At 46.3% G+C, this 8,884-nt stretch carries 4 protein-coding genes; 3 read left to right on the plus strand and 1 reads right to left on the minus strand.

The window, feature by feature from the left end; translation table 11 throughout:
- Positions 1 to 2 precede the first annotated feature (2 nt).
- Positions 3 to 428, minus strand: a complete 426-nt coding sequence (locus tag HMPREF9441_RS09555; RefSeq protein WP_039865136.1) for a BT0820 family HAD-type phosphatase — start codon at positions 426 to 428, stop codon at positions 3 to 5.
- A gap of 157 nt (positions 429 to 585) precedes the next feature.
- On the opposite strand from HMPREF9441_RS09555, the gene HMPREF9441_RS09560 reads away from it, so the two are divergent.
- The 3 genes from HMPREF9441_RS09560 to HMPREF9441_RS09570 all read left to right on the plus strand — a co-directional run.
- Positions 586 to 4,248, plus strand: coding sequence for a hypothetical protein (locus HMPREF9441_RS09560; RefSeq protein ID WP_244949719.1), 3,663 nt, complete (start codon positions 586 to 588; stop codon positions 4,246 to 4,248).
- A gap of 78 nt (positions 4,249 to 4,326) precedes the next feature.
- Complete coding sequence (locus HMPREF9441_RS09565; protein ID WP_008620576.1) at positions 4,327 to 4,971, plus strand: hypothetical protein; 645 nt, start codon at positions 4,327 to 4,329, stop codon at positions 4,969 to 4,971.
- A 227-nt stretch (positions 4,972 to 5,198) separates the two neighbouring features.
- The coding region (locus HMPREF9441_RS09570) for a hypothetical protein (RefSeq protein WP_008620578.1) at positions 5,199 to 8,884 on the plus strand (3,686 nt) is incomplete at its 3' end.

Consider the following 8,884-nt stretch of genomic DNA (forward strand, 5'->3'; position numbering starts at 1 on the left):
GGTCAGAACCACCATCTCTTTTTCTTCTTTTGTGTTACGGGCTGGTCTTCTTCCCATTCTTCCTGTAACAGTTGCGCCATACTTTTCTTTTCTTTAATCATCCGGTAGATGGTACCCCAATCCGGAAGTCCGCCCACGTTACGGTCGTCGATGAACAGGTCGGCTTTCAGCTTGCGGCTGTAATGACGGTTTTTGTCGGTGTCCTCTTCCGGAAAGTCCTTGTTTACGGCATAAAACTCTACTCCTCTCTGGCGGCACCATTCCACGGCCTCATCCAGCAAGCGCCCTTCCCGTACGCTCCATAAGATGAGTTGGTGGCGGTCTTCGATGAGCTTTTTCAATGTTTCTACAGCAAAAGGAATCTCACGTCCGATTTCAGGATAACGGTGTTCCACGATAGTTCCGTCGAAGTCTACGGCTATAATCATATTCGTCAAATTAAATTGTTTTTGCAGGCAAAGATAGTTCTTTTTAAAGGTAAAACGAAAAAAAGTCCCTTTTCTTTGTGCTTTTTCAGTCCTTCGTTCGTAATCTGCATAAAGACTCAAAGAAAGACTATACATTAATCTTTAAAAACGTAGAAAAATGAAGAACCGAATCCTTGCAGCTATGGCATTGTGCTGCGCTACTTCTTCAACGATGCCTCTGTGGGCCGCCGAGTATGACGACCCTACGATTGTGACGGTGGAACCCAATCTTGCAACCGACGGGACCGGAGGGGGAAAGTATTATATCTATCATGTGGCTACCCGAAAGTTTATTGCTGCCGGTAATGCTTCCGGTACGCAATTGAGCGTAGATTCCATCGGGCAGGAAATAACCATGGCTTACGGGGAAGAACGTCCTCCGTTATTGGTACAGAAACCGAAGGTGCCGGGTAAAGGTTGGATTTTCAACATGCTGAACGGGCCGTCCAACGGCAACCGTTTCCATGAGATTTATGTGACCGGTACCGGGAGCGCATACGTGGATTGCGGATCGGACGGCCATACTCTGTGGCAAATCAAAAAGCAGGAAAATGGTTATTATGCGATAAAGATTGTGGATCAGGATCCCGATTTCGGGACGGTTTCCGGGAATGAGATGACGGTGAACGGCGTGTGGGGGGTAAATCCCGGCAGCACGGTGGTGTATCCTTTTGCCGATAAGGATCAGGGCGGTTTCGAGAAAGTGGAGACCGATTGGGCTTTTGTTACGCCCGAAGCTTATTTTGTATATCAGGCTAAAAAGGCTTTGCAGGCCCAGTTGGAGTTTGCACACGAGAACGGTTATACGGATGTGGCAAACTATGTGGTGCTTTACGAAAAAACAGACGCCACGGCTGAGGAGTTGGAGAGTGCTGCGGATGAACTGCAACAGGCTGTGACCGATCGGTTGGGGGCCGGAGCCTCGGAAGAACAGCCCAAATTTACCGATTTATTGGTTAATCCTTCGTTTGATGCAGACAACAGCGGTTGGATTGAGGATGGCGGTTCTCCTACATTAGGACACCAGAAGAACGATAAATATCAGGACCCGGACGATGAATCTGTGGTAATGGACCAGTTTTGTGAGAAGTGGACAAAACCTGGAGGGACCAGTGCCATACATCTTTATCAGAAATTCGGAAACATGCCCTCCGGCCGTTACCGTTTGTCGGCAGTGACTCTGGGTTACAATCAAAGTAATTTGAACGATATCCCCCGAGGGTTATATCTCTTTGCCGATGCGTCGAAATATGACGAGAAGTTCAGAGCTGAGGCGCATACGGTGAAATTTTATGGCATAAAGAATGGTACGCCGGGTGGTGCCGACGTGCCGACACCGCGTAAGGTCGTATTGGAGTTTTATTCCCGCGGCGGTGATTTGACGCTTGGTTTTATGACCGAAAACACCAATTGCAACTGGTTTGGTATAGACAATGTGAAGCTCGAATATATGGGTAGCGAAGGAGGATTGGCTGCCGAATTGGCTCGCACGGTAAAAAGTGCAGAGGCTTATTTGCAGGAACAGATAGGAGCCAATGCGCACTTCTCGGCGTCGGGCAAGGCGAAGTATGAAGAAGTCTTGGCCTATGCCAAAGAAGCTGCCGGCAATGCCGGACTGACAGATGACGATTGGGCTGCCGCTATCCGGATGGTGAATGCCCGAAAGGATTCCTTGGCAGTGGATATTGCTACTTATAAAAAACTGAACGACGTGGTGATTCCGGCGTTGGAAAACAAACTTACCGACAGTCCTTACAGTGAGGTAGGCTTGACTTCTTATGAGGATTACTTGGACAAACTCTACCGGGCCTATGACGATGGTTCGATGGCTCCGGCGGAAATAGACGGAGCTGAGGCATACGCCGAAAAGCTGTTTAAGCAAGATGTGGCCGACATGATGGAGAGTGGGGCTACTGACAATGTGACAGGGCTGTTGGTCAACCCGAGCTTTGCAAAGAGCAATGACGGATGGACCAAGACGGGAAACGGCGACTTTAAGAACGAAGGTACGGAAATGACCGAAGTCTGGAATGGCCGGGATTGGGAAGTTTATCAGGACATGACCGGTTTGCCCGAAGGGTTCTATAAAATCACCATGCAAGGCTTCTATAGCCCGAGTTCTCCGACCACGTCCGTATGGCATGGGGCTTGGGGGCTTGAAGGAGACGAAGTGAATAAGGTGAAGGCTTCCGTATTCGGGAATGAAGCCTCTGCCTTACTCCATCATATCGCCGATTTCCCGCGTAACGACAAAATGACAGAAGGAGGTTGGGAGCAGGTGACCGGTACGGCCGATGATAACCTGAATGGCAAATGGCTCCCCACCGATAAAGCTTCATCCCAAGCCTTTTTTAAAGAAAATGCGGAGAATTATCTCAATACCGTCAGTTGCTATGTAGGCGAGGACGGCAAGCTCCGTGTGGGAGTGAAGTTGGCCGGTGTGACCATCAATGAATCATGGGTGACGATGGATAATTTCCAGGTGCTTTATTTGGGATTGGACAATCAGGAAGGTGCAGTGGCAGCCTTACAGGCTAAAATCAATGAAGCCAGACAGGTGGGAGCTGACGGGAGCCTGATACCGTTGGACGTGCAGGAGCTTTTGCAGACTTCTGTTTTGGAAGCGGAAGAAGTTATAAAAGGTGAGATTTCCGGTCAGTTGTTCAAAGAAACCATGGCCTCGTTGTCAGCCGCTATAGAACAAGGCCATACATCCATCGAACTCTTGAATAAAATAGACCGTCAAGTGACCCGGTATGATCAGGAATATAATGATGGAGTTTACGATTCGTATGACCAGGATGATGTAGACGCGCTTTTGAATATTGTTTATGAAGTTATGGATTTCATCGACGGCGGTTCATTCGAGAGTGTGGGGCAGATTGAGCAATACATTGCAGATATGAACAATGCTTACGGCAAGATGAAACAGAGTGCCATCGACTTCTCTGCAGCTTCCAAGGACGAACCTTTAGATGTGACCGAGCTGTTGGAGAATCCGTCGTTCCAGCAAGAAGATGAAGAAGGGAACATGGTGTTCAATTATGATGGTTGGGAGGTAGAGGTTTCCAACAACCCGGACGGGGCTGCGGCCAACGACTCCGTATTCGAGTTCTTCAATAACCTTCAGGCTGATATTCATCAGGGCTTGTATTGTATGAAACAAGGTTATTATCGTGTCAAAGTTTATGGATTCTACCGGTATGGTGACCTTATAGGGGCGGCAATAGCTCATCGTGATGGAACGGAAAAGCTATTAACTTCCTTGTATGTCCAAACGGAAACGGAAGACTTTGCAACACCACTTGCCAGCTTGTTCGAATGTGTACACGATGGCTTGCTCTCGCCTGACGATGCGTTGCTACCCGATTCACTGTTCCCCGGTTCCGATCGTACATACCACTGTGTGGCAGATAAACGTTTAGGGGCACGTGCTGCCATGACATGGGGGTATTATGAAGTGGATAAACCTTTCTATGTGAAAGAAGGCGAATCTGTGGTTGTCGGTGTGCGCAAGGATGACGGATTGGTCAACGATTGGGTTTGCATCGACGACTTCTCCCTTGAATATCTGGGTGATGGAGAAACCAATAGACCGGACGATTTCGTGGACAATATTGATGAGGTATTTGTCGGTGGTGAAACGGCTACAGTGGTTGCTTCCGAATGGTACACCATCAACGGTGTGCGTGTAGCCGAACCGAAGCAGCGCGGAATTTATATCCGTCGGGACAAGATGAGCGACGGAACGGTAAAGGCTGAAAAAGTGATGGTGAGATAAATTATAATTAGGTTGTTTTAACTATAAGGTCTATGGGCATAGTCTTTATGTTTCATAGACCTTTTAAAAAAAATAATAATGAAAGTATTACATTTTATTGGTTTTTTATTCTTTTTGTGTGTTTGTTATTCTTGTACTAAGGATGAACTAGTGCAAAGTGATGAAGAGGTTGCAAAAGTGAATCAATCGCAGAAGAAAAAATCTTCCGAACCTGATACATGGATGGCGGGAATAGAGATAACGGATTTATTTGGTAGTTCAATCTACAGTTTAATGGAAGATGTCAAAACCAATCGGTTTGCAGCAGTTGGTGTATATGTAAAATATAAAAGTAATCCGGACAAACCTTTTTGTTGGGAATTGGCGATGGATCCGTTAACGGATAATGGTTGGTCGTTATATGTGGAAGAGTATGTGAAGCGATTGTATTTGGTATATAATCAAAAAATAGCTACAGAAGATGATAGAATTGATGTTCCTGTTTTTTATGAAGAACGTGAGCCAATGTGGGCAAAATGTACCTTTTATAAGCAAGGTACTTTTCAAATTACCCCTTTTGACGGGATGGTTTTAAAAATTGTTTTGGGCTTTGATAAAGCTTCTGCTGGGTGTGGTTTTGTTACTACTTATGAGTCTTTAGATTTAGATTTATCTTATTATAATTCATTGCGTGTTTTTAATTTGTTACAGAATGAGGATTTGGAACTTTATCCGAAACGTTGATTAAGAGATGTTGAAAAGGTAGGAAGAAGTCTCTTTGTTTCTTATTTCTATTTGTGTCCCTACACAGTTTTGGGCTGTGTGGGGACACAAAACTGTTAAAAAATGGAGTTTTTCTGCTTTTTTCTTCTTGAATTATTTTTTTAATAAAATACTTCTTGTAATTTTGCTGCCATAATAAATCCTAATAGAAGGACTAATACATTATATTAACTTAATTTTCAAGAAGCATGAAAAACAGATTACTTGCTTTGATGGCGCTTTGCGGCGCGACTTCATCTACAATGCCTTTGTGGGCATCCGAGAATTGGCCGGATCCGACCTTGTCTTTCGTTGATCCTAATTTGACCCAAGACGAAACGGGCGGTGGTGTGTATTATATCTATCACGTAGCTACCCAAAAGTTCATGACGAACGGTGATTGGAAAAATAACTGGAAGACAGAACTTGTCGTGGGCGATGAGGGGCAAGAGATAACTTTGAGTTACGGTGAAGATTACGAATTAGTCCGTCGTCCCGAGGGCGATCCGGATCGAACGACAGCTAAGGGATGGCGCATGAGTATGATGAACGGGCCAACGAATGGTGGTTATCATGAACTTTTCATCCGCGAGGCTTCCATGGCTATTTGTGTGGATCATAATAAGCAGGGGCATATTTTATGGAAAATCACGAAACAAGATGATGGCAATTACCGTATCAAGATTTTGGATGAAGACACCAAGTTCGGTGTGAATGCCAGCGGTGGATTGTATAAGAATGCTTATATGGGCGTGAACGAGGGTGAAACGGGTGTGAATCCTGTGCTCGATACGAATATGGCCGGATTTGAGAACGGACAACTGGACTGGAAGTTCGTGACACCGGAGGCTTATAACGTATATAAGGCTAAGAAAAAGTTACAGGAGCAGTTGGATGCCGCCGATGTGGCAGGTTTCGATAAAATTGCCGATTATGCGGCACTCTATAATAGAACGGATGCTACAGCGGAAGAAGTAGAGCAAGCTGTAGAGGACTTGAAACTGGACATCTTGGAATTTAAATACAGTTCGGCTACGTCTGGCAAACCGATAGAGGTGACAGAACTGATTTCCCAACCTTCATTTAACGAAAGTACGGATGGATGGGTGACTAAGAGAGAGGGGTCGAGCGGTAATTTCACTCGTAAGGCGGGTGATAAGATGATAGCCAGTGACGGCAAGGAGTGTGAAAACTTCTTTGAGTATTGGACCGATCCGAAAGAAGGTAACCAACCGAATTGGTCCATTACTCAGGAACTGAAGGACTTGCCGGATGGCAAGTATCGTTTAGGGGCTTATATCATGACCAATGTATTGGCACAAGGCGATGTGACTGGTCCCAAGGGACGTTTCCTGATGGCTAAGACGATGGCCGGTGAGGTTCGTAAAGAAGCGGATGTGCCGGCGATTGAAAATCCGGATAAGGCGAACGGCTATTTTGCTCCTTATACATTAGAGTTTTCTGTTATCGGCGGGACGGCTACGATTGGAATGGTCGTAGAAAACGCAAACTCTAACTGGACAGCCGTAGATAACTTTACCTTGCAATATTTGGGAAAGGCCGATGCCGCTACGGTTCGTAGTATGTTGGAGCAAAACATAAAGGATGCGGAAGCCAAATATGCGGAATATACAGGGGCTAATGAACGTTTCAGTGTGTCCGGCCAGCAAAAATACGAAGAGACCATAAAGGCAGCCAAGGATGCGGTGGCCAATGAACAGTTGGATGACGAGACCTTGATGGGATTCATTACTACGGTTCAGCTTCGCATGGACTCCTTAGCTATGGATATTTCTGCATATAAGACTTTGGCACAAAAATCTGCAGAATTGGAAGAAGCTTATGCTGGGACTGAGTACGAGGAAGTGGGACTGCCTTTGTATGAGGATTATTTGGATTTATTAGCTGACGGGCTTGCGCAACGCACGTTCAATCCCAACGAAGTGGACAGCATCCAGCCACGTGCAGACCGGATTCTGAAACAGGCCGTGTTGGAGTCTTTGCAGTCGGAAGATGGCTTGCGTACAGTGACGGGCTTGTTCACCAACATGGATTTCTCGAATGGTACTAATGGATGGACATTGACGGGAAAAGGTGACTTGAAACATGATAATACAGGGGTGGCCGAACTTTGGAATGCTAAAGGAGGCGACGGTGAAGTGTCGCAAGAACTGAACGGCTTGCCTTCAGGTTCTTACAAGATTACGATGCAGGGTTTCTATTCCCCGAGTTCGAACAATTCCAACTCTTGGCAGCAGTCTTGGGGACAGGAAGGTGATACCGCGAATGACATCTTGGGGTCGCTGTTCGCCAACGATGCATCAGTGAAGCTTCATCACGTGATGGACTATCCTTTGACGGAAGAAGAAAAGGGTACGGCCGAGCGTTACGAACAAATCACCTTTACGGACGACCCGCAATACAAGGATAAGTGGTTGGTTCGTCTCAAACCGGCGGTAGCGGAAACGTTTGCGAAGTTCCCAGATCGGTATGTCAACGAGGTGGTTTGCTACGTGGGCGAGGATGGTAAGCTTCGGCTGGGTATCAAAACAGCTACGGCTTCTGTCGATTGGACCGGTACATGGACGGTTTTTGATAAGTTTGAAGTAGAGTATTTGGGAGCTGAAGACATGACCGGCGCCGAGACTTCTATCAATGCTTTGATAGCAACAGCTACGGACATGGTGAATAAAGAGGTTCTCACTACACAAGAAGCCAAGGACGGCCTGAATACAGCCATCGAATCGGCAAACAAGGCTGTGTCTGAAGGTTTGACGTTGGAAGTGTACAATGAGCAAGTGGCAGACTTGAATGCGGCTATCAAGGCCGGTCAGGAAGCCATTGATGCGGCTACCGCGTTGGAGAAGAGAAACGACAACCATAATGACAAGCTGACTTCTGTAGGTGAAGAAAGTTATGACGCTTATGTTGATACGGACGGTTTTGCGGAACTTGAAAAGGTAGTTTTGGAAATCGAAGGAAAGATAAGCGGTGAGGGCATCTTTGCTTCCATGGAAGAAATCGACGACTATAATGCCAAGATTAACAAGGCTTATACCAAGATGGTGAGTGGGGTCATTGATTTCTCTACCGCGTCTAAGGATGCGCCGGTGGACGCCACAGGTCTGATTATCACCCCGGGTTTCCAAACGCGTACTTTTAACGAAACTACGCAGGTATGGGAAGATGCTTCATCATCGGATGGTTGGACGGCTACCGGTGGTACGGCTACGAGTGGATTGAATTATGAAATCTTTAATGATACTGCTGGAATCCACCAGAAGCTCTACAACATGCCTGCCGGTTACTACCGTTTGGTTTACAATGGCTTCTACCGTGCGGGAGATATTACTCCTGCGGCTTTGTCTCGTCGTGAAGGTGTGGAGCCTCTGAACGCGCAAGTCTATTTGGACGGCAATGAATCCAAGTGGAACAAAAAACTGGTTTCCATCTTCGAGAACTTAAGTGAATATAAATACACGACAGACGACAAGGCCGTGGCAGATACGTTGTTGACCCCAGAAGATGAAGGTATGTTATATCATTTTATTATTAATGGTGTGAGTGGGGCGAAAATAGTTTTTGAAGAAGGTAAATACGAGGGCGACTTCAGTTTCCGTGTAGAAGAGGGTGAAGAACCGGTATTAGGCGTACGTAAGACAGGTAAGATTACGAACGACTGGACTTGCTTCGACAACTTCAAGCTGTTGTACTACGGGGACGGTGATGCCAACAAGCCGGATGACATCGACGATGCCTTGGATACAAATATTGACGAAGTCGTAACTGACGGTAAGGCAACGGTGGTAAGTTCCGCATGGTACACTATCAACGGTGTGCGTGTGGCTGAACCGAAGCAGCGCGGCATCTACATCCGTCAGGATAAGATGAGCGA

This window comes from Paraprevotella clara YIT 11840 (assembly GCF_000233955.1).
In the GTDB taxonomy this organism is placed as follows: domain Bacteria; phylum Bacteroidota; class Bacteroidia; order Bacteroidales; family Bacteroidaceae; genus Paraprevotella; species Paraprevotella clara.